This window comes from Niastella soli, from assembly GCF_017742245.1.
GTDB classification, from domain to species: domain Bacteria; phylum Bacteroidota; class Bacteroidia; order Chitinophagales; family Chitinophagaceae; genus Niastella; species Niastella soli.
Genome location: NZ_JAGHKO010000004.1, coordinates 688,177 through 709,621 on the forward strand (window position 1 = coordinate 688,177; position 21,445 = coordinate 709,621).

15 protein-coding genes and 1 pseudogene are annotated in these 21,445 nt (G+C 45.2%); 4 read left to right on the plus strand and 12 right to left on the minus strand.

Annotation, left to right across the window (positions count from 1 at the left end; genetic code table 11):
* Nucleotides 1-92 precede the first annotated feature (92 nt).
* Nucleotides 93-479, plus strand: coding sequence for a hypothetical protein (locus J7I42_RS17710; protein WP_209140175.1), 387 nt, complete (start codon nt 93-95; stop codon nt 477-479).
* 270 nt (nt 480-749) lie between these two features.
* The gene (locus tag J7I42_RS17715) at nt 750-1,142 is read left to right on the plus strand and encodes a hypothetical protein (RefSeq protein ID WP_209140176.1); all 393 of its coding nucleotides are present in this window, start codon (nt 750-752) and stop codon (nt 1,140-1,142) included.
* 43 nt (nt 1,143-1,185) lie between these two features.
* Here J7I42_RS17715 and J7I42_RS17720 read toward each other — a convergent pair whose 3' ends face one another.
* The 9 genes and pseudogenes from J7I42_RS17720 to J7I42_RS17760 all read right to left on the minus strand — a co-directional run bounded on the left by J7I42_RS17720 (nt 1,186) and on the right by J7I42_RS17760 (nt 17,549).
* Nucleotides 1,186-4,950 carry a right-handed parallel beta-helix repeat-containing protein gene (locus J7I42_RS17720; protein WP_209140177.1) on the minus strand — a complete coding sequence of 1,255 codons (3,765 nt, stop codon included), beginning with the start codon at nt 4,948-4,950 and terminating at the stop codon, nt 1,186-1,188.
* Between the two features lie 77 nt (nt 4,951-5,027).
* Entirely contained in the window at nt 5,028-6,989 is a 1,962-nt protein-coding gene (locus J7I42_RS17725; RefSeq protein WP_209140178.1) for a T9SS type A sorting domain-containing protein, read from the minus strand.
* Nucleotides 6,990-7,545: 556 nt separating this feature from the next.
* The gene (locus tag J7I42_RS17730; RefSeq protein WP_209140179.1) at nt 7,546-9,660 is read right to left on the minus strand and encodes a B12-binding domain-containing radical SAM protein; all 2,115 of its coding nucleotides are present in this window, start codon (nt 9,658-9,660) and stop codon (nt 7,546-7,548) included.
* A 135-nt stretch (nt 9,661-9,795) separates the two neighbouring features.
* Nucleotides 9,796-10,026: pseudogene (locus J7I42_RS17735) on the minus strand (T9SS type B sorting domain-containing protein); the annotation flags it as partial.
* A 15-nt stretch (nt 10,027-10,041) separates the two neighbouring features.
* A complete protein-coding gene (locus J7I42_RS17740; protein ID WP_209140181.1) occupies nt 10,042-12,090 on the minus strand; it encodes a glycogen debranching protein in 2,049 nt (682 codons plus the stop codon).
* An 11-nt stretch (nt 12,091-12,101) separates the two neighbouring features.
* Nucleotides 12,102-13,364 carry a cupin domain-containing protein gene (locus J7I42_RS17745; protein WP_209140182.1) on the minus strand — a complete coding sequence of 421 codons (1,263 nt, stop codon included), beginning with the start codon at nt 13,362-13,364 and terminating at the stop codon, nt 12,102-12,104.
* Between the two features lie 27 nt (nt 13,365-13,391).
* Nucleotides 13,392-14,543 (minus strand): cupin domain-containing protein, encoded by a 1,152-nt coding sequence (locus tag J7I42_RS17750; protein ID WP_209140183.1) that lies wholly within the window; start codon nt 14,541-14,543, stop codon nt 13,392-13,394.
* 10 nt (nt 14,544-14,553) lie between these two features.
* The gene (locus J7I42_RS17755; protein ID WP_209140184.1) at nt 14,554-16,350 is read right to left on the minus strand and encodes a GMC oxidoreductase; all 1,797 of its coding nucleotides are present in this window, start codon (nt 16,348-16,350) and stop codon (nt 14,554-14,556) included.
* 119 nt (nt 16,351-16,469) lie between these two features.
* Nucleotides 16,470-17,549, minus strand: coding sequence for a gluconate 2-dehydrogenase subunit 3 family protein (locus tag J7I42_RS17760; RefSeq protein ID WP_209140185.1), 1,080 nt, complete (start codon nt 17,547-17,549; stop codon nt 16,470-16,472).
* 298 nt (nt 17,550-17,847) lie between these two features.
* On the opposite strand from J7I42_RS17760, the gene J7I42_RS17765 reads away from it, so the two are divergent.
* Nucleotides 17,848-19,041, plus strand: a complete 1,194-nt coding sequence (locus tag J7I42_RS17765) for an aminotransferase class V-fold PLP-dependent enzyme (protein WP_209140186.1) — start codon at nt 17,848-17,850, stop codon at nt 19,039-19,041.
* Between the two features lie 32 nt (nt 19,042-19,073).
* Nucleotides 19,074-19,580: a TspO/MBR family protein gene (locus J7I42_RS17770; protein ID WP_209140187.1), complete on the plus strand. Its 507-nt coding sequence runs from the start codon at nt 19,074-19,076 to the stop codon at nt 19,578-19,580.
* A gap of 50 nt (nt 19,581-19,630) precedes the next feature.
* Here the strand turns inward: J7I42_RS17770 and J7I42_RS17775 are convergent, their stop codons facing one another.
* The 3 genes from J7I42_RS17775 to J7I42_RS17785 form a co-directional block, all read right to left on the minus strand.
* Entirely contained in the window at nt 19,631-19,987 is a 357-nt protein-coding gene (locus tag J7I42_RS17775) for a hypothetical protein (RefSeq protein WP_209140188.1), read from the minus strand.
* 130 nt (nt 19,988-20,117) lie between these two features.
* On the minus strand, nt 20,118-20,909 hold the full coding sequence (locus J7I42_RS17780; RefSeq protein WP_209140189.1) for an MBL fold metallo-hydrolase: 792 nt from the start codon (nt 20,907-20,909) through the stop codon (nt 20,118-20,120).
* A gap of 31 nt (nt 20,910-20,940) precedes the next feature.
* Nucleotides 20,941-21,378, minus strand: coding sequence for a carboxymuconolactone decarboxylase family protein (locus tag J7I42_RS17785; protein WP_209140190.1), 438 nt, complete (start codon nt 21,376-21,378; stop codon nt 20,941-20,943).
* Nucleotides 21,379-21,445 lie beyond the last annotated feature (67 nt).

Here is a 21,445-nt window from a genome sequence, read left to right on the forward strand (position 1 = left end):
TTATGTAAGGCAGGTTCTACATCTACTTTTGTTACCCGCCCTCCGAAAACAACCGTTAGAAATCAAATTTCGGAACCTTAAACATACACATCATGTTCAACAAAAAAAGCACCGCCGGTTTAATACTGGTGGTTTTATTTCTTTTCTTATGCCAGTCATTCTCCTATGCTCAGCCCGGATCAGTAAGGGACACGACAACATACGAATTAATTTCCCCGTCCTATTGTTGCCCCGGATCAGTGCCCGATACCGGTTATATAGCTGAGATAATTTCTGACAATATCCCTTCCAGGAAAAAAACACAGATCACCTTCTACCGATTTTATTGCAGGACCTGCTGTTTCATTTTGCCCTCAGGTAAACAGAAACTTCCGGAGAAGGATAAGGTAACCAATCCAGCGTTGATCAAAAAGCTGCAAGCGGCATTGAAAAAGCAATTGGAGCATAATTTAAAAGTGGTGAACAGTATAAAGTATTAATAATCTCCATATTCCATTTCAAAATCCTTCGTTGGATCTTCAATTATTTATTAAAATGGCTGTACCCTCAACAGCCATTTTTTTATGTCTGCAGGCCATGCGTTCCCTTCGTGTATTATTTCACATCCCTTATACACTATAATTCATCCCCCCTCTGAAGGATAATATATTTGTTTGTGACTTCACACCTGTTACCCTTCTGAGTACGATCACTCCTCTCCTTTGAGAAAAACCATCCTGTAATTTTCTATTTATTAAACATTTTAATTTATGAATTCAAGGGAAATAGACGTTTATAAAAGGATCTGGCTGATTTCAGGGATCGTTATTGAGGCAAACACCTTTACCCCCTTGAAAAACTTGTCAGTGCTGGCTTTTGACTTTGACGGCCTATTGGGTGATGACTGCCTTGGAGAAGGGTTTACTGACGAGGAAGGCCGGTATTGCATCATATTTACCTGGGATGATCATAAACACCTGCTTCCATTTCAACCAGATGTATATGTTAAAGTGTATAGTGAATACGGATCACTGCTAAAAGATACCCGAAACGAGGTAACACGTACTATGTTATACCGCAAAACGATCGATATTGAGATTAATATGAATAATGAGGGTGCCTTGTGTTTACCAATTGACTACTTTTTGGAAATGGCGAGCTAAGTATTATTCGAACTGGTTAAGGAAATGTTTATTGATAAAACAATTACCGCAACAAATTAAAGCTCCCTTTCTTAACCTGGCTTGTTCCATCGGTCAATTCCATGGTGGCAACATATACATACACGCCAATCGGCTGCGGTTTACCCTTGCAGGTGCCATCCCAGCTGCCGTTGATGTCAGCAGTTTCAAACACCTTTTCACCCCACTGGTTAAAGATCAGTAAACGCATGGAATGAACCACATTACTGTACATTTTAAACTTATCGTTCTGGCCATTACCATTTGGCGTAAAGGTGTTGGGGAAGAAGATCTGGTCGCTCAGCGTTTGGCCCACCAGGTGTTTTGAATAAGCCGATGGACAATCAAACCTTGTCCCCAGAGCTTCCACCATCAGCCCTACCGTATCCTGCCCCATTAACCCGGAAATATAATGCGAGGTGCCCATTTTGCCAGAGGAAGGTTCCGTCCAGTTAAGGCCATCACGCGATACCCGGTAACCGCTTGCGTTCTCAACGGCTGACCAGGCAAACTTGATCACAAAGCCTCCCACCGAATCTACCCTTACTATCGGCTCAGTTAGTGGGTAACAAACAGTAAATTCATTGGCCCCGATGTCTGGCTTGCTGGCACTGCGGAGTGTGTTATTGATATCATTGGTAATACCGACAGTAGTACCTTTATCGTCGAAGGGTATTAAGGTCGGCGTAAAATCTGCCTTCAACGAATCTTTATACAATGGATAAAGACAGATCGAGTTCGAGTCTTTTCTTACAGCCAGCCAGTCTGTTAACTTCGTATAAGTTCTGCCGCCCATAGAACCGGTATAACCAGTGCCTGCAAGGGTCGTTATTAAATAGTTGTTGTGGTCCGCTTTAAGGGCGCTGTCTTTTCCAATGATCAGGATGCCGGTACTTGTTCCAAGCCCACCTCTCTTAATGACCACGCTGTTATTTTTGAACTCGTCATTAACAGTGAGGCTACCATATAGACCCACCCCAGCCGTAATGCCACTCGCACTGTTGGTGCCCGTAGAATCTTCGAGCGAGATCGTATTGTGATAGACCTTCAGGTTATTGGAACTTCTTGAATAAACGCCGTACTGGTTACCAATACCCCTGAAATTGTACATCAGGTTATTGGCAGCAATATTAGGCGCAGCTGCATTGCCAAGCACCGCTTCAAAATGAAGCCCATGGGCTTCAACAGTAGCCACCCTACCATTGGTTATCAGGTTGTGTACCCTGTTCCTGGTAATTTTATTTCCATAAGGCGCCATCCCGAAAGAAGCTGATTGTTTTAAATAGATCCCGCTAAAATTGGTAAACGTGGTGCGGTCCTTCTGGCTGATATCATTACTATCTACCAGGGTATTGGCCACGCCATCCATATAAATACCAAAACCACAGTTATCGATCATTTTATTACCGCTTAAGATATTTCCTACAGGCATGGGCGATGGGGCAATATAGGTACGGGAGGTATAGCTAATACCATAATATCCCCCGGTGATGGTATTATTGGCAATCGTATTGCTATCGCAATAAGTAAATTCGCTGTAATTGATGGGGTCGTTGCCGCTGTTATTGATCACAATACCTGCATAGCCGTTTGTAACGATATTGGTAGCCATAGAAACGGAGCAGCGTTTTATGGTGTTATGATCGGCATCATCCATCAATTGTATGCCGAAACCAAAGGAGGAGCCGGTTACATTAATATTCAGGCTGTCAATAGTCACATAATCAATCCCATTCAGTTTTAATACCGCGCGTTCATCGCTGTTGGTGGCAGCAAAGGCAAGTGTGTTCCCATTGCCTCTAAAAGTAACCGTTTGGGTAGCCGAAGTAGTAATAGCAGGCAGGATCACCTGTTCGTTATAGGGGCCCGAACCAGGCGTTACATTAAATACAACGGATCCCGTAATGCCACATTGCATGGCCAGTACGGCATCGCCAAATGAATGAAAATTAATACCGCCGGTAGGTTGTCCTGAATTAATGGTATAGGTGCCGCCCGATAATCTGGTATTCACGATCACCCGTATAGGGGCAGAATACATGGTATTGCCCAGACAGGTTACGGCAGCCCGGTAATATAGGGTGGAGGCAGGCAACAGGTCTGCTGATGGATACGCAAGACCCGTGCTGACATTGCTATACGTTCCGGTTGGCGATGAAGCGCTTTGCCAGGTATAGGTTTGCCCTACTCCCCAGGAATTACCTTGTAAGCCCAAAGAGATCTGCGGCCCGTAACATAAAATGGAATCCGGCAATACGGTGGTGCTGCCTGGCACCACCGGGGTTTGACAGGCCGGTGTTACAAATTCATAACAACCCGGATCAGGGTTAAGCGGACTTCTTACAGCACCGGTAATATCAGTATTTATAGTTACCACCAGCGCCATGTTGTCAATGGGCTGTGCTTTTGGGATAAAGTTAAAGGCGGCCAAATTGGTAAACAGGGGGTCTTCATTGGCAGAGGAATAATCTAACCCCGTGGCTTTTTGCCAGTCAGTTAATAAAGTCAGGTCCGTGTTGGCCAGCGATCCAACCGCATTGGTAAAATCAGAACCAGAAACATAATATACGTTCCGGCTGCAGCTTAACTGCGGCATCAATTTCTCCAGAGTAATACCATAATTCCAGTCGCTGGTTTGCCTGGAAATGGAAATGATATTATTCCATACTTTCACATTGCTTACATCTTCAAAGTATATTCCGTCGCACTCCTGTCCATAGATAGTCTGATCATCGAGTGAAATGGTATTATTGAAGATATTGAAATAAGAAGCGGTGGCAAAACGGGAAGCTATCCCATACTGGATGCCATTGGAGCTGAAATCGTAAATAAGATTATTGGCGAACAGGTTCTCTTTACCGGATATTCCTTGTGCTGAATTTAAGATCCCATAAATAAAACTACCCCAGATCAACGCACCAATATGAAAGTTGTGAATTTTGTTATTGGTAACTTTTACCTGCTGGTCAAATAAGTTTAAGTAAACGCCTGCTACCCGGTTAATGGCATGTGGTCCGCCCTGCAGGTCATTGCCATCTACCAGCGCACTATCGTTATAATTCAATTGTATACAGCTGCTATCCGGATCGGAGATGGTATTGTTAAGCACCTTATTATTCCGCATTAATACCGCAGCCCCGGAAGCCGGGGCGCTATTTAAGGTAATACCCGTCCTTCCACCAGAAATGGTATTGTTCTGAATAAGATTGTTATCGCAATTGCTGGTACCGGAAGCGGTTGCAGCACCGTGGTTACCATTTATTACTATGCCTTCATGATTATCAGGGATGGCGTTTGCGGGAACAACAACCCTGCAATTGCGGATAATGTTATTGTCTGAGTTATTTAATAAATGGAACCCATAGCCATACAGACCGGCTGCCTGGGGAGTTATGCGGAGGTTATCAAAGGTTACATAACTGGCATTGTCGAGCTTTACGCCTGCCCGGTTATTGGTATTGTTAGCAATAAATGACAGCGTTACGCCATTACAATTAAAGGTCACGGTATTCAAAACGGTGGCCCCTATCCTGTTATCAAGGGTGATCTGTTCGTTGTATGGGCCCGTTCCTGCAACTACGTTAAAGGTAATGGCGCCACTCAGTCCGTTTTGCATGTAAGTCACCGCATCGGTAAATGAATGGAAATTCCCCGGGCCTGTTGGCAGGGTGGAATTGATGGTGTAGGTGCCCGATACCTGGGCGTTGGTGTCATAGTAGAAAGCAACCTGTAGGCAAAAACAAAGGAGCAACACCTTATTAGTTACCTGCACCCGCAAAGTTTTTCGCATAGTGATCAATGGATTAGTGGTAAAGGGATGAGCCGTTAAGAGATGGGCCCATTGCAGGGACCCATCTCATTTATAAACTATTTAGTTAAAAGTATTCTTTGCAGGAAAACACTATTACCCGTCAGCACTTTTACCGTGTACATGCCTCTTGCCCAGGGGGCAAGCCCGCTTATTTTGATCGTTGAATAGCCTTTTTGCGCATGGGCGTTGGTTGTGCGAACCAGTTTTCCCGTAACATCATAAATAAATACCTGTACCTCTTTTTCGGTATTGGATGCAATATTTATCGAGAAAGCATGCTGGGACGGATTGGGCGCCAACGTTACCATTGAATTATTCACCGCCAATGGTAGTTCAACCACTCTGCTGTAAGTCACCTCCCCATTGGTGCCGGTTACTTTTATGCGGTAATAAACCTTTGACGCCAATAAGCCAAACACTCCATCGTTGGCCTTATAAGTAGCATAGGCCGAATGGGAATCCCCCCTTTTCACGGCGCCGACCAGGGTGTAATGCTCCCCATCGGTACTTCTTTCAATGGTAAAGTATTTGATCTCGTTGTTTGCAGTGACCGTCCAGTCGAGATTGACCAATCCGTTATTAAGCGATCCGGTTAAATTTATTTTATTACTGGCCAGGGTAACGCAGCTGGGATCATAGGCAATGGTTATGCTGTCTGCGGCATAAGTAGGGCAACCCGTTTCCAGGGTTTGCAATACTACATAGGTACCGGGTTTATCCACCGTTATAGAAGTGGAGTCATTGGTTACAATTCTCCCATTAGCTGTAGACCAGGTATAAAGAGAGGTAGAATATGGATTAACAACCGATACATTGCTTATACCTGTAGCGCCGCAAAAAACGGGCACGTCAGCCGTAACATCCACCATTGGTGGTAAAAAGAAATCGAAAGGTGAAATAAAGTCTTTTAATTCTGCATTGAAGGAAGTGGAGGACCTTGTTTTTACCATTACTTTACTGAATGGGATACCACAAGGTGTTTTTCCCATCAAACTAACCGGGTCCAGCCCCAAAATAGTAAGGTTAATTCCAAATTCCATAAACTGACCTTTGGCATATTGCGTTACCACGGCGCCAGTGGCGCGCGGCATCAAAAAGGGGCCAGCCCAGATAGCTCCGGTATTTTCATATCCAAAATAAAACGGGACGTTATTTTTTGCTTGAATCCCTGCGTAACCATATTGGGAATTGTTACTAGCGCCATCAAAGGTGCCGGTCCAGTCAAAATTTGCAGGGGGATTATTTAATAAAGCCTGGTCTACCCAAATACGCGCTTCAATGGAAGTAAGTTTTGAGCTGCTGTAATTGGCAGCAAAGATCATATCGCCCGCTTGTGTTACATTCCCGGCCGCATCAAATTTCCAGGAGGTATGTCCCGCATCAGGACCATACCCGGTAAATTTTCCGGTGCTGCGGGTATAAAAGATATCCGTCTGGTACAATTCAAAGTCGAAGTACCGATCACCGTTAGTACCCTCTATAGCAACAGCGCCAAACAGCCAGAGCGAGTCTGTTTGATTATAATTGGGCCCCTGCCGTCGTAAATGAAGATAGGTATCAAGAATGTCATTCTTTTGAAGCATATTACCCGAGCCACCCGTCCACAATCCCGGGCTATCGCCGTTCTTATTAGAGCCTGCACCAAATGCCGTTTGATCAAAATCGTGGTAATCCCTTACAAATACGGCATCAATTAAGGTCCTTTGATTCGTTTGATAAAATGCAGGATAACGCATCTTACGGTAGAAGGGTATATTTGCATTAGCAGCCGGGTTGGCCAAATAACCTGCTGCAATAGCCGCAGCGCCTGTTGTATCAATTACAAACAAACTGTTATTACCGTTGTCAACCTGAGGATAAAACCAATCGTCACAGTCAGAACAGGGAGGAGTAACGAAGATGTTGTGCTGCACATCGGCATCAATACCGAATCTGCCCTGAATAGTAGGAGTTACTATCTGCGTATTACCAACACAAGCACAGCCCGCCATTAATAGGAATAGTAGAACTTTTTTCATAAATACGGATTAATAAAAAAAAGCACTAAACCAATTGTCAATATCAGTTTAACAATGTAGGAATGGTTAGATGGCCTGTAGATCACCGGGATGAACAGGACACATTTTATTGAAAAATGGTTTAGACTAACTTACATGGTTGGAATGCCGGCTTGCACGTATAGTTCACACACTTAAAGCGGGCCTGTTGAAGCATTTGTGTTTCGGAGGAATCGGAACAAATATATAAATGATCTATTACAAGACAATAATTTTATATATAAAATAAAGCATATCCTTCTTATATCGTAAGTGGATACCCTATAAGCTCAGTAAATTATTAAGAAGTCCTGTTAAGGGTAAGCTTTCCCTGAAATAGCGTATCACGTACAAAGACAACCGTAAAGTATGCTGCGTAATATGTACAGCATTCCCCCTTCAGCAAACCCACCTCACAGCGTTGAGCTGTCTGCTGTTTGCCGTCTGCCGTCTGCCGTTTGCCGTTTGCCGTCTGCCGTCTGCCGTCTGCCGTCTGCCGTTTGCCGTCTGCCGTCTGCCGTTTGCCGTCTGCCCTGTCTTACAAACGCAATAACCCAACCTTGTACAATGTGTTCACGGGTTTGTTATCCCAGAACAGTTCAAAGTCTTCCAGACCGGCTGCGTGGTAGCTGTCCATTACATCCTGTAATGTCAGCGTTTTGGGATTGGTGACAGACAACACATTCAGCATTCCGGCAAGCCAGTCGCCCTGTTCGCGGCCTACACTGATGTTGAATTTCATGCGTTTGTCCTGAATGGTTAGGGAGGTCATTTCCCAGCTATTGCCTTTTTTACTTTTGGTGAAGTGTTCTACAATGGGCGGCTTGCCCAGGTATACGATCCTGCTGGTAGGTTTGGCGGCTGTATACAGGTCCTGTTCCAGTACTTTCTGAATATAGTCGGGAGCTACTTTGGTCTTTGGCACTTTAAATTCGAACCATTTTTGCAAGGGTTCTTCCAGACCAATGCCATGCATATAGTTGAACAATGATTTCTTCAGGCCAAATGCAAACTCTTCATGTTCGGCGCCCGTTTCGTCAACGTGCACCAGATCGTTGTTGGCGAAAGTGCCCACCAGGGCCGATTCTCTTTTTACTTTAAATTTCTCAGGTTGCATCCCTACCGGACTGTGCACTGTCATGGTGAACAAATGCCAGAAGGCCGATTGCAGTACACCGCTAGCAAACATCTGACGCACCATTTCCAGTGAGTCGATGGTCTCTTGTTCCGTTTGTGTGGGAAAGCCATACATCAGGTAAGCATGTACCATTATACCAGCCTCGGTAAAATGTTTGTTCACCTGGGCCACCTGTGCTACGGTAATACCTTTCTGGATCAGCTCAAGCAGCCGGTCGCTTGCCACTTCCAGTCCGCCGGAAACAGCTATGCAACCGGAACGCTTCAACAGTACGCAAAGATCGCGGGTAAAGCTTTTTTCAAACCGTACATTGGCCCACCAGCTTACGGTCAGTTTACGCCGGATGATCTCCAGCGCCAGCGCCCGCATCATAGCCGGCGGTGCGGCTTCATCTACAAAGTGAAAACCGTTCTGCCCCGTTTGTTTCATCATCGTTTCCATGCGGTCAACCAGCAGGGAAGCAGCAATTGGTTCATACAGTTTGATATAGTCGAGTGAGATATCACAAAAAGTGCATTTGCCCCAATAGCAGCCATGCGCCATCGTGAGTTTATTCCACCGGCCATCGCTCCACATGCGGTGCATGGGATTTACCACTTCAATGGCAGAAATATATTTATCAAGCAGGAAATCGCTGTAATCGGGGGTGCCCACCTGCGCCTGTTTGTAATCGGCGCAACTGTTGTTGTTGATGTATTGCACGGTCCCCTGCTGCAGTGTAAAAGTTCGTTTCAACTCGTCAGTAGACCGGTGGCCTTCTACCAGTTGTATCAGTTGCTCCAGAGGTGCTTCACCATCATCGAGTGTAATGTAATCGTAGAATTCGAATACCCGTGGGTCGCTTAACGAGCGCAATTCCGTATTGGCAAAACCGCCACCCATGGCCACTTTTGCGCCGGGATAATGTTGTTTGATCCATTGTCCGCAACGCAGTGAGCTGTACAGGTTCCCCGGAAAAGGCACGGAAATGGCCACCAGTTTGGGTTGCAACCTTTCCATATGGGCTTTCAACAGCCTGATCAGCAATTCATCTACAAAAGTATATTCCTGCTGCAGGGCGTTGTACAGATCGTCGAAGCTGTTGGCAGAGCGGCCTAATTTTTCGGCATACCGGCTAAAGCCAAAATGCTCATCCACACATTCACCGATCAGGTCGCTCAGGTCTTCGAGGTACATAGTGGCAAAGTGTTTGCCTTTGTCCTGTGTGCCCATGGAGCCAAAGGCCCAATCCAGGTCCTCCAGTTGCGCAAAGCGGCTTGCTTCCGGTAAAAAATCCCGTTTGCAAATGCGGTGCGCCAGGGTTGGATTGTGTCCCTGTAAAAAAAGCACCACGTCGTTAATAGTATGAATATAGTCTTCCTGCAAGGCCACCATGCGGGCGGCGTTCTCAGACAATGGCTTTTCAAGTTGGCTGATGCGGTTGAACAGTTCCTGCAGCCCTTCCTGGCAGAACAGGGCCAAGGTTACCTCGATGCCCAGATCGCTCTGGAAGGAACGGATATTTTTGGTATTCAAAAACCCCTTCAGGTATGCCGTCGCCGGATACGGCGTATTAAGCTGCGTAAAAGGCGGCGTAATCAAAAACACAGGAACGCTCAAGATCAAATAATTTCCGGCAAAATTAAGCTAAAAACCCCGTTTTAGACGGGGTTACCGCACCAACATTACCGTCCCTTTATGCTTTATTACAGTCCCCGTTGATGTCGTGATCACCATTACATACACATAGGCACCGGATTCGGCAACCTGCCCGGCCAGTGTACCATCCCAGCCACCATTGATGTCGCGGCTTTCGAATACCTTTTGCCCATAGCGATTAAAGATCATCAGGCTGAATGACCTGGGTATATCACCTGTTTTAACCCGCAGCACATCATTGTGTCCATCCTGGTTATATCAAACCCTTTTTTTCTGTAATACTACCACCGATCTTTCCTTTACGGAATAGGTGGCATTGACAGGCCTCCCATTCTGAAATTCAGTAATATCAGCCGGCGACGGTAATGAAGTATCGATAATACACCGCCAGCTGGCCATCTCGGGCAACTGAATACTGAACTCCAAAGGCTGCCAGTAACAATTTATCATTACGTAAAAATCATCATCATTTACCGAGGTGCCCTTCAGTAGAAAAGCAAGCGTTCTTGAAAAATAGGACAGATCGGGTGTGCCGTTCACCCCAGACCATTTTACATCTTCCCGCCAATAGTTCCCCCGGCACAAAGAGGGATGAGACTTCCGGATGGCAATGATCATTTTAAAAAACCGGTAATTGTCCGGGAACTGGTCCAGCCGCTCCCAGTTGAGCCAGGAAAAGTCATTGTCCTGGTTATAGGGATTGTTATTTCCCTTTTGTGTTTGTAAAAATTCATCCCCCATTCTGAACATGGGAATCCCATTGGAGAACATCAACAGGGTGATGGCATTCTTTGCCTGTCTTTTTCTTAAGGTCATTATCTCTGCCGGAACGTTCTGGTCGCCTTCCCAGCCACAATTCCAGCTGTAATTATCATCGGGCCCATCACTGTTATTATGGCCATTGGCCTGGTTATGTTTCTGATTATATGCTACTGTGTCGTACAGCGTAAAACCATCGTGACTGTTTATAAAGTTAACAGACTGCCACGGTTTACAATTGGTAGGCCGGGTCTCAGGAAAAAGATCAGCGCTTCCATACAGCCGGGTCATCATGACCGCCACCATATTTTCATCGCCTTTTATAAAACGGCGGATATCATCGCGGTATGCCCCATTCCATTGCGCCCAGCTGGCCCCCGGGAACCGGTTACCCAACTGATAAGCCTTAAGGTCCCAGGGTTCTGCGATCAATCTTACCTTAGACAGAACAGGGTCCATGGATATTTCTTCCAGGATGGCCGGATTGATCAGATTGATGGTGGCATCATCATTACGGGTGAAGATAGAAGCAAGATCAAACCGGAACCCATCAATATGCATTTCAGTAGCCCAATAACGCAGACTGTCCAGTACCAGTTTTCTTACCCATCGATAGGAAGTACGCATTACATTTCCGGTGCCCGCATCGTCGACATAGTTATTAAGACCAGGCTGCAACAGGTAATAGGAAGCGTTATCGATCCCTTTGTAAGAATATACAGGTCCGAATCTATCGCCTTCAGTAGTGTGGTTAAATATTACATCAAGGATCACTTCAATACCATTTTCATGCAATGCCAGCACCATGTTTTTGAACTCCTTTACCAGCTCCCAGGAATCGCTGACCGACCCATATCGGTGATTGGGTGAAAAGAAATTCAGTGTCATGTATCCCCAATAGTTACCTTCCTGCGGATCAAACTGATGAACGGGCATTAATTCAACAGCAGTAACGCCAAGATCTACCAGGTAGGGGATCTTTTCAATGATCCCTTTATAGGTCCCCCGCTTTTCTACCGCCACCTGTGAACTTTCATGCTGGGTAAATCCCCTTACATGCATTTCATAGATCACCAGGTCGTGGTAATGATAAGGCCGCGGATCGTTCTCAAACAGATCCGGATTGGAGTCTTTTTTTATCAATAAAGTAAGCGGCGCCTTTCCGGTATTATCACCCGGTTGTATGGCAGCCGAGCGCGAAAAGGACGGGGGAAAACAGATCGCTTTGCCCCAGGGGTCCAATAGTAGTTTTTGTACATCAAAAAAATTACCAGGCTCCGCCGGGCCATTTACCCGGTATGCATATGAATCGGCCCCATTCAATTGCGCTTCTCCTATAAAACAGTGCCACACATGCCCTGTTTTATTTTTTATAGCATCAAAGGTGAAACTAAAAACAGGTTGCTGCGGGGTATCTTTTTTGAAAAATTGAATACTTATGTGGTCCGCATTTTTTGAATAGACGGCAAAATTAAACCCCTGCAACGCTTCGTTCCAGGTTGCACCCATTGGACAGGCTAATCCATATTCAGGTTTCCAGTGATTCATAGCATTATGTTTTAATCATACCCACCAAACATTAACAACGTAGCATCAATATCCAGTGCGTTTACCAATGCATGCAGTTGACCGGCTTTTAGCAGTGTAAACGACCCCGGCATAAGGGTCCTGATCTCAAAAGCCCTTTCCCGGCCGGGAAACTTGTTCCAGTCGCCCATGACCATAAATGCTTTTCCATTTAATAAAAAGAAGATCTCCTGGTTATCGCGGTGCCGGTGGATCCCAATAGCGCATTCTGATTTCAGAATATGCAGGTCAACATATTCTACAGTAAGAAATTCTTCTTCTTTCACCACCTGTTGATTTCCCTTTTTGCCATTGGCATCAAACATCCAGGATTGCAGCGGGCGCGACAATTCATCCATCCGGGAAAAGGTCTTGTAATTGGAGAGCAGATTTCTGTAATGTAAAAAACCGGTGCCGCCATGCGGACTACCGCTCACGCCTGCCTGCATAAAATTATTCCATCCGCGCAGGATCATGTCAAAGGAATAATTGTAATTGTTCCCATTGTTTGAATCCCAGCAGGTTTTAGTATGGTCTGTCCAGGCTACTGAAATATTCAATGGGCGAATGGGATGCATGGTATTCTCGGGCGCCACATTATACATATTCTTATCATCAAGACCTTCCCGGGCAAAATCGGTGATGGAGCCTGTTACCAGGTCGGGGCGTGAAATGATCGTTCCTTTGATAAGTGCATCCTTGCCCTTTGTACTCAGTCTGGTATTCAGGTCCATGTCCGGATAACCCCAGATCTCCACTTCATACCGGTTGGTACTTTCGTTGTAGGGCACCCGCACCGACTCTTTCATCATTTTACCCTGAATACTGGCCCACAGACAGATATAGGATGTTAATTTATGACCCGATGCTTTGCTTAAATAAGAATCGGGATCGCCGGAATAAGAAAACTTTATAAAAGGTCCCGTCCAGTCGCCAATAGTTACCCAGCCACGCACCAGGTAGGTATCGGTAAGCAGAAAGTCCTTTATGTTCTGTTTTTGAAAATCGGTCTTATTATCCTGTAATTCCGGATTCAGGATATCCTGATCATTGCCCGCCGGCCCATACAGATCAAGATGCGAAAATGGAAATAAATACTGTAATGAATCTGCCAGATAAGCGCCCAGGTCCTCTGCAAAAAAAGACGCATCTTCCATCACTTTCATCAGCTTCACTACAGGATTTTTTACATTATAGTTAATGGGACCTGTAACTTTTTGTATGGTATCATTTTTTACAATATCTACAGTAGTCATACATGATTAATTTGAAGGTAAATAACATTAGGAACAGTGGTATCCAAAGGCCACGAAGATGAGCGGCACGGTGGTTGATGTATTCCGGATCCCATGGATGCCGCCGCTTTTTGTATAAATGATCTTGCCTGGTTTTACATGCAGTTCCCGCACCGGCTTCTGGCCTATGCAATAGATCTCCTGGCTTACAATTGGGATGGTATTGTCAAAAGCCGGATCATCATCGCAACCCATATACGCAATACCTTCCCCTGAAACTATATAATACAATTCCTCTGAACCAATGTGCTGATGAACGCCTTCAAAGCTGCCGGGGGTTACATTCACTTCATGAAAATAAACCAGGCTGCCGCCAAGCTCTCTTTGTAAGATCCATTTCATTTCAACAATATTGGTACCGTCAGGATTATACGCCGGATTTATAGATTCCATCATGGCATTGGAATACCTTACGGGTTTTACATTTGCCGAATCAAGCCACCAGCCTCTTTGAAAATTCACCAGGTAATTATCTACGTGCACCGTATTCCCATCGGCACTGGGCGTACTGGTATTGGGCACCTGGTATGAACGCATATAATCATTATCCCACGTAGCATCATCGTTGTTGATCTTATAGCCAAAAGGCTCATCGGTTGCTCCTTCCCTGAAATTCATTTCCACAATCTTTATATCCCGGAGCTGTTTTAAGGCAGCATCCAGATTGGAGACATGTACAATGGTGCCCTTTCTGCCCATTTGGCTTAATACCTTGAAATGGTGTGATGAGCCATCCACAGGATCCAGGTTATCCCAGATCTCGCATTGAAAGGCCCTTACCCAGTTACAAAAACTAAGGGCGATCTGTGTTTCAACAGTTGATTTATCCGGCAGGGTGATCTTCAGGTTGCATAATACCTGCGACTGTAAAAATCGGTTCTTTTCCCGGCTGGTCTCACAAAGCCTGGATGCCAGGTATTCAATCCTGAATACATTGGCCAAAAACCGGCCATCCTGAAAAACCTGGGCTTTTATAAATGTTATGTCGGCCTTTCGTCTTACCTCGGTCACATTATAACGGTACCGCTCACTTACCGTAGCATTGAGATAGGCATCGTGATAAATACGGTCGGGGTAAAAAACTACTTTGAATATTTCATTTTCCGGTGAGGAAGAAATGTCTGAAAATCGTGGGTCCATAAATCATTTTTTAGAGAATTGATAATATATGGTCTGCCACTCTGAATGAGTTGGCTTCAATGGTATGGGTGGGGTTACCACTGCCGGAGGTTGGCATAAATGAACCATCCGTCACAAATAAATTATCAAAATGCCAGGCCCTGCAGTTAGGGTCCAGCACCGAATCATTTTCGGCAGTCCCAAACCGGGCACCACCCAATACATGATTGGCAATTCTTACAATGCCGTTCACTGCCTGGTAACTACCCCCTGCCCCTTCTACCGTTACTCCGGCCAGCGAAAGGATCTGGCGGCATTGTTCGGCGATCTTATCCATCAGGTATTTATCATGCGGGTGCCAGCCTTTATTGATGTAGGCTACCGGCCGGTTCCATTTATCCTTTACATCAGGATGCAATTCAATGCGGTTATTGAACTGAGGTACCTGGTTGGCCATAAATGAAATGGAGATGCGCCGGCCAAAATTGTCATCAAGGAATTTGGTGATCCTGTCGCCCCGTAGGTCTTTATCATATTGCAGCCCCAGCCACAATGTATCAAGGTCCATGGCGCCTATGGTGCGAAACAGCGAAATGGGTAAAGCCGAATCGGAGGTATTATTATAAATAGTAGAGCCGGCCCACAGATCATTATCCAGTAAAAACTTGTCGTTGTTGCTCAGGTCGGTTGCCCAGTCTGAATCGAGGGCTACCGATTTATCAACCCGGCCGGGAATGATGCCGCTGGCACCACCAAAGGCATGGGTAAGAAAATATTTTCCCAGCAATTGGTTTTGATTGATGCGTTTGTTAAAATCATCGCTCAACATACCCGAGATCTTCAGCAACCTTACCGATTCTATAGCACTGCAGGCTACCACCACTACTTTTGCAGTTGCTTCATGCATATTTCCGGCGGGATCGAGATAATGTACTTTATTGACCACCCCATCTTTTGATTCCAAATGGGTAACCGTACAATTGGGTTTGATCTTTAAGTTAGGCAGATCATAAATGGGATTTAACAACGATACCCAGGTGCTCGATTTCATACCCAGCGGATCGCCATACCGGTTAACATAACTTGTTTTTAATGCTTCTGCATTAACTGGTACTTTGCGGCCACTGGGTTTATGGTCTTCGGTTATAACAGCCAGTGGGGTGCGGTATGGTTTTGCGGGTGAACCGGGATTTAGTTGTTGTCCCAATGCCACCATCCCTTTAAAGGCATATTCACTGATGGGGTTTGGCTTAAGGGGTTTTAAATAATTATCAACGTTCCAGGGTTTTAGCTGTTCCGCAGCGGTACCGTTTAAGCCTACCAGGTACTCCGTTTTTTCATAATAAGGCATCAAAACGTTATAGTCAAATGGCCAGTCCCTGGCTTCGCGTTTTACATCTCCATTGGGATCTTCTTTTAAATTTCTGTTGACATTAAAAGATTGCAGCTTAAAATCGCGAGGTGTAAACCGTAAGGAAACACCGCCGTATAAATTGGTGCCGCCGCCCACACACTGGGCAGTATACCCTTCAATGGTCGCTTTGTCTTTACCATTGTCATTATAAATGTGTGGCTCATCATTGATATCGGGTTCCACATGGCTCGAAAAAAAAGGCTGTCCGCTGTTGGCCACTTTCATTTTTAGCACTTTTTCAGTGCCATCGGCAATCAGTTCATCGCGCTTGAACTGACTTAATGCCGTTGCTGTTTGCGGACGGATCAAGGGCCCTTTTTCAAGCACCAGCACTGTTTTATTTTGCTTGGCTAATGTATAGGCAATAGGGGCGCCGCCGGCACCACTTCCAATAACGATAGCGTCGTAAACCATAAAATAATTATAAAGAGTTAAAAATTCTTTTTGATAAAAGTAAGCACGCTTCCAAATCATCCCAACCATCATATTCATCTCTGGCATCCCAGCCATCCCATAAATCCCAGTTCAGACAACTAACCCAGGTATTCTTCATTACTTCCGAGCGGCTTTTCAAGCGCCAGTTGCCAGTTAAAATAACTGTCTACAGGCATGCTGACGTTGTTGTTTATAGCGTACCGCTCTTTCAGGTACCCCCATCCTACTCCGCCAATGTTACCGCCATAGCGGGGATGACTAAAAGCGCCGGTAATGGTATGTCGCCTCAGCAGCGCCAGAAAATAGGTAGGGTTGTTATACAGGCTATAATCCCAGCCAGGCACCGTGCCCGATGCCATTTGTTCATATAGTTCCAGGATCAGCTCCTGCGACACCAGCCAGGAATCTACAAAGGGATTCCGCTGTCGTAAGACCTGGTCAATTAATTTCAGGCAAATTTTATAGTCCTGTAAATGGTGCCGTTCTTCACGGGCCAGAATATTGGTAATGTAATTCACCTCGCCCACCGATTCATCGAGCTTATAGATCGGCATGGATAACCGGTTGGGTTTTGCCAGGGTCAAATAAAACCGGTTGATAAAATTTTGCGCTTCAGGTGTTCTGAAAGGAACAATACAATTGGCCAGTCGATACAGGATACTGATCTCCCAATCTTCAAACTCTTCAGAACTGTTATAATAATCAGTAAAAAAGAAGGACCACTCCGAGCCGTTGGGCAATGTTTTACGTTGCGGGTTTATGGGATCAGGCACATCCCGGCCATTGACACGAAACCGATAATAATAGCCTTTACCAACCGGCGCCTGGATGGTGGCCCCGTATATACCAATATTTTCTCCATCGTACAATACAGGAGCAAGCGCCAGCGATTGGTACATGGGTAAAAAACTGCCTGTTACCTGAATACTGTCAATCACTTCATTGGGTTTAGCCACCCATACAAAGGAAACTTCGTTGATCCGTCCGGTAAAACCTTCGCTATCTCTGGCAGCTAATACAATAGGAAAACGCCAGCCTTCCGCAACAGTGGTTAAATTAAATGAATCGGGAGATACATCATCGACAAACAGCTTTGGTCCTCTTGAAAGATGTTTGGCACAATAATTAAGGATCTGTTCATCGTTTAATGCGATGGGGACAGCAAATGGTGCAGCCATAAAAAATTATTTATGTAGAAAGAAAAATGGCAAAAACCGCTACCAGGTAGTTTAAAAGGCGGATAGATAAAGTAGCAGAGACTTGATTATGTTGATGAGAAAATCTTTCTGATTTCAGGAGGGTAAGTTAGAAAGTACCAGCAATAATAAAAAAGGTGTTTTCACGGTATTTATTTTCAAAAACCCTGCTTTCCTGCTCCAACTGATCTAGTAAAAATTATCCAATCTGCCTCTGTTCCGGAATACATAAATCCTGTTGTTTTGTATAGTAGATCAATTAAGAAGCTACCAACTTATTATGGAAGTAAAACCACTTACAACAGAAGAGATCCGGCTTATCCGATCCGAAACTGCAGGCACATTGGGCCGTATTCATTTTAATAATGCCGGTGCTTCGCTGCCGCCCGATGTGGTAGTGCAAACCATGGTCGATTTTCTACGCGAGGAAGCCCTGCTGGGTGGTTATGAAATTGAAGCCAAATACCGGGCGCAGCTCGACCATACCCACGAATTGATAGCGCAGCTGGTGAATGCCAACCGCAATGAAATAGCCCTGGTAGAGAACGCCAGCGCCGCCTGGGACATCGCGTTTAACGGACTTACCTTTCAACCCGGTGATGAGCTCATCGTTTCTGAAATGGAATACATTTCCAATATCCTGGGGTTGTTGAATGCACAAAAACAATATAGCGTCGTTATCAAAGTGATATCAAATGATGCCGCCGGCAATTTTCCTTTAACCGAACTGGAAGCAGCCATCACCGACCGTACCCGCCTGATCGCTGTGACACATATCCCTTCTACCGCCGGCAACGTACTGCCCGTAGCGGCGATTGGTGAAATAGCCCGCAAACACAATATCTTGTATTTACTGGATGCCTGTCAGTCTGTAGGACAGGTACCCGTTGATGTACAGGCTATCGGTTGCGATATGATGGCCGTGACCGGCCGTAAGTATTTGCGCGGGCCCCGGGGTTCCGGTTTTTTATATGTACGCCGGGAAATACAGGATACCTTAAAAGTGTTGTTCTTTGATGGCCGGACAATAAGCAGCGTGAACCAGCAGGATTTTGTTGTGCGGGCCGATGCGCGGCGTTTTGAATGGTATGAAAAGAACCCGGCCATTGTACTGGGTTTGCAAAAAGCCGTGGAATATTTGTTGAACATTGGTATTGACCGTGTATGGCAACGGGTCCAACACCTGTCTACCTTATTCAGACAACGCCTGCAGGCAATCGAGGGTATTGAAGTACACGACCAGGGCGATGTACTCGGTGGAATCGTCACCTTTTCGGCAACCGGCATGACGGCAAAAGATGTTCGGGCAAAACTGGCGACCAAAAACATCAATGTACATCTTGGATTGGCCAATTCAACTTTATATTATATGAACCGGAAAGGGCTCGATGGGATTGTTCGCGCCTCCATACACTATTACAATACGGAGGAAGAAATTGACCGGGTGTGCCAGGAATTGGCAGGGATGGCATAATTCTTACTGTTATAAAGGTCAAAACCTATTTTATGCAGTTGGAGCAAACAGGAAAACAACGGCGGTTAAAATGGTGGCAGCTGGCCCTGCTGTCAATTGTAGTCACAGCGCTGGGTGGACTTTCAGGCAGAAGATCAAAGAAAAGCGAACGGGCACTTTATAACGAAGAATTGAAACAGGCCCCCTGGGCGCCGCCAGCCTGGGTATTTGGCCCGGCCTGGACAGTCAATAATTTCTTTGTGCTTCAGGCACTGAAAAAACTGGTGCAGGAAACCGGCAGCCACCGGAAAAAACTATTGACCCTCCAGGTGTTTATCTGGATCATTTTCTTTTCCTTCAACTATATATACTTCAAACGAAAAAGTACTGGGTTGGCATTTCTGTGGACAATGGTGGACACAATGCTGGCAGCCTCCAGTTTCACCATCGCCCTTCGGCAAAATAAACAACTGGCCTGGCGGTACCTGCCCCTGCTTGGCTGGACCGGTTATGCCAGCAGTTTAGCCGGTTATCAGGCGCTTGAAAACTCTAAAAACTAACAAGAACGACGCCGGGAAGACGCCGTTCCTTTAAAGATATTTTTATTACCCTAGTATTCCATAAAATCATAGTAAGAAGGACTGTTACTACCAATTACAGCAACCTGTACATAGGTGTTTGCATTATCTACCGCATTACAATATACGGGGGTAGATGGTGTGAGGAAGGCATATCCATTGGCAGGGGAATATACCACGTACGTGCCGGAAGAAATATACAGGTAATTGCCTGACCAGGTTAAACCCGGTACGGGACCGTTACCAAAGGCATAAATGAAATTCCAGGCAAATGCGGATGCCCGCAAACCTGGGGTGAGAGCTAACCGTTTAATCGTGGGCGTTGCCTGCATGCTGGCGCCAAAGCTAAGCATAATGGCAGCAGTCAAAAGAAAGGTCCTTTTTTTCATTAGATAAATTTTAGTAGGTTAATGTGATCAAACCTTCCAAAAGTTAATCAGACTTCCTTTTACCGCTTTATCGATTTGTGTCATTTTGTTGCCAATTTGTATCACGCGCCCAACGATTTGTTCTTTTTTATTATACAAGGAACTTCTTCATCGATTCCTCAAATACCAACTTTACATGTTCGTGCAGGTTTTGTGTTCTTATATAGCCATAAAACGAATCAAATGGGATTGAATCAAACCGTTGCTTAACCCTGACCATTTCTGCATTTGACAGGGGAATACGATTTGGATAACTACGCAAAACAGAAAAGTGTTTTTTACTGGGCGAAAGAAACAAAGTATCACCACAAAGTATGGTACCTTCCTTCGATAAAAAGGGCACATGTAATATACTGCTGCCTTCAAAATGTCCGCCGATCAGCAGTATCTTTATTCCATCCCACAATGGCATTTCATTGCCCTGCCAAAGACGAATGCGCGGTCCCTTTGCAACTATATGTTCGGCATCGTTCTCATGAATATATACCGGACAATCAAATACCTCCGCCCATTCATTCATATTGCTGTAATAATGCGGATGCGAAAAGGCAATCGCTTTCAACCCGCCTTTCGATTTTATGAATTCAACAGTGAGTTCATCCAGCATCGGAATGCAATCCCACAATACATTCCCCGCTGCCGACAAAACCAGTAAAGCTCTTTGCCCAATAGCAAATATGGGATTGATCTCTATCTCATACAAACGCTCATGCAGCTTATTCAGTTTAATACTGTGCTTCCGGTGAAGGTCCTGGGGTTTTGTCCAGCTTTGCCCGGTTTCCGGAATATACTGACGTTCATCACTGCACGTAACACACAGGTGTGGCACTGTTGCTGCCGGGTAATAGGTCCCACAGGTGCTGCAAATAATTTCTTCTTTCATTTTTATGGATGTTAGGTTTAGCAGTTTCAATTTATTCAGCTACCATATGCATTGAAATGGCAATGCGGTTCCAGCTGTTGGTTACCGTAGTTATAAAAATGAGTTGGGCAATCTCCCTTTCACTGAAATACTTTTTTGCCTGTTGAAATGTTTCTTCCCTTAATCCGGCTTCCTGGATCCTGGTTATTTCTTCTGCCAGTTTTAATGCAGCCCGCTCTCCTTCTGTAAAGAAAGGCGTTTCCCACCAGGCACTGATCGCAAAGACCCGTTGCTCGGTTTCCCCGGCCTTTCTGGCGTCCCGGGCGTGAAGGTTCACACAATACCCACAGCCATTGAGCTGCGAGGTCCTTAGTTTTATGAGTTCAGCCAGTTTTTTTTCTATTGTAAAAGTGCTGATCTGTTTCTCTGCTGCATTCATGGCTTTATAAATACCGGCCTCTGCGGCGTCAATGTTCATTCTTTCTTGCATATTATTTGTTTTTTGACTCCTCAAAGCTATACCTTTACTGGATTACCCAGATAGTCCAGATTCAACA